1 protein-coding gene and 1 pseudogene are annotated in these 1,888 nt (G+C 59.2%); both read left to right on the top strand.

Annotated features, from left to right (window positions below; all coding sequences use genetic code 11):
* Positions 1–604 (top strand): annotated as a pseudogene (locus N181_RS08750) (IS256 family transposase); the annotation flags it as partial.
* 55 nt (positions 605–659) lie between these two features.
* Positions 660–1,888, top strand: a 1,229-nt coding sequence (locus tag N181_RS08745; protein ID WP_060563332.1) for an IS1182 family transposase, incomplete at its 3' end; no start/stop codon positions are given.

The raw sequence follows: 1,888 nt of genomic DNA, 5'->3' as shown, positions 1-1,888 counted from the left end.
CCAGACCTGGCGCAACGGTTACCGCGACCGTTCACTCGACACCCGGCTCGGCACGCTGAACCTGAAGATCCCGAAGATGCGCACCGGAGCCTACTTTCCCGGCTTCCTGGAGCCGAGGAAGACGGTGGAGAAGGCGCTCGTCGCCGTCATCCAGGAAGCTTGGATCAATGGCGTTTCGACCCGCAAGGTCGATGAGCTGGTGCAGGCGATGGGCATGACCGGTATTTCCAAGTCCTCGGTGTCGAAGCTGTGCAAGGACATCGATGAGCGTGTGAATGCCTTTCTCAAGCGCCCCCTTTCCGGCGACTGGCCATACCTATGGCTCGATGCCACCTATCTGAAGATGCGCGAGGGCGGCCGCATCGTCTCGGTGGCGGCGATAATCGCCGTGGCTGTCGATACGGACGGAAAGCGGGAAATCGTCGGCCTCCACATCGGCCCTTCCGAAGCCGAACCGTTCTGGACAAGCTTCTTGCGTGATCTGGTCCGTCGCGGCCTCACCGGCGTCAAACTGGTCATCTCCGATGCCCATGAGGGGCTGAAGGCCGCCATTGTCCGCGTGCTCGGCGCGACATGGCAAAGATGCCGCGTGGGGCTGTTGAAGAAGTGCTATGTATCTGATTCAATTGAGCAGTCGTTGATTCTCTGGAGCCTCCACGATGCTCGGCCGTAAGGAACGCGATCAGCTTGAACTGTACATGTGCGGCTCGCTTCGGGATCTGGTCCCTGACGATCACGTATTGGTAAAGGTCGATCGAGTTCTCGACCTCTCCTGGCTACACGAGGAGGTGGCTGAGCTTTATGCGGCGGGCTTCGGCCGACCCGGCATCGACCCGGAAGTAGCAGTCCGGCTGATGCTTGCAGGCTTTCTTCTCGGAATTGTCCATGACCGTCGGCTGATGCGCGAGGCTCAGGTAAACATCGCTATTCGCTGGTTTATCGGCTTCGGTCTGCACGAAGCTCTCCCGGACCATTCGTCGTTGACCCGTATCCGTCAGCGCTGGGGTGCAGAACGTTTCCGAACTATCTTTGAGCGGACGGTAAAGGTCTGCGTAGCGGCCAAAGTCGCCAAGGGTGAGGTCGTTCATGTCGACGCCTCACTCATTCGGGCCGACGTCAGTTGGGAAAGTCTTGCGGTCCGCCATATAGATGCGGTCACCGACGCCAACGAAGCCGCTGAGAGCGAACGAAAAAGCCGCAAAACAGGCAAATACAAGAAAGTCTGCGTCACCGACCCTGACGCGTCCATGGCGACCAACGGGCGTAATCGGAGACTGGAGCCGGCCTACAAGCAACATGCCGTGGTGGATGATGCTTGCGGCGTAATTTTAGATGTGGAGGTCACCACAGGCGAGATTAATGAGGGGCAAGTCATACTCAGTCGTCTCGACGCGGTCGCCGCGATGACCGGCACGATAATCAAAACGGCAACGGCCGACGCCGGCTATGCGTATGCTAAGGTGTTCGCAGGAATGGAGCAACGCGCGATCGAAGCGGTTATTCCGGCAAAGGCAGAGCCAATCCGTAGCCCTGTGCCTATGCGCCGCTTTCGTTATGACGCCAAGCACGACACCCTTAAATGTCCGCGTGGCAAGATGCTGAAGGCGGGCCGTGCCGTTAAACATGGGCGCTTCTTTACATCTCGCGCGGCCGACTGTCGGCACTGCGATCTGGCGCGACTTTGCCTTTCCAATGGCCGTGTGAACAAGGCGGTAGTGCTCGGCGATGACTATCCGGCACTCCTGCGAGCTCGTCGCCGAAGAGAACGATGGTCGGACGAGGACCGAGCTTTGTACCAGCGTCACCGCTGGCGCTCAGAGGGATATCACGGCGAAGCGAAGACTTGGCACGGGCTATCGAGAGCGATCCGGCGCGGCCTCATAAATAT

This window comes from Sinorhizobium fredii USDA 205 (assembly GCF_001461695.1).
Taxonomy (GTDB): Bacteria; Pseudomonadota; Alphaproteobacteria; order Rhizobiales; family Rhizobiaceae; genus Sinorhizobium; species Sinorhizobium fredii.
Note: the sequence above shows the minus strand (reverse complement) of the source record. Positions and strands in the feature narration are given on the sequence as shown.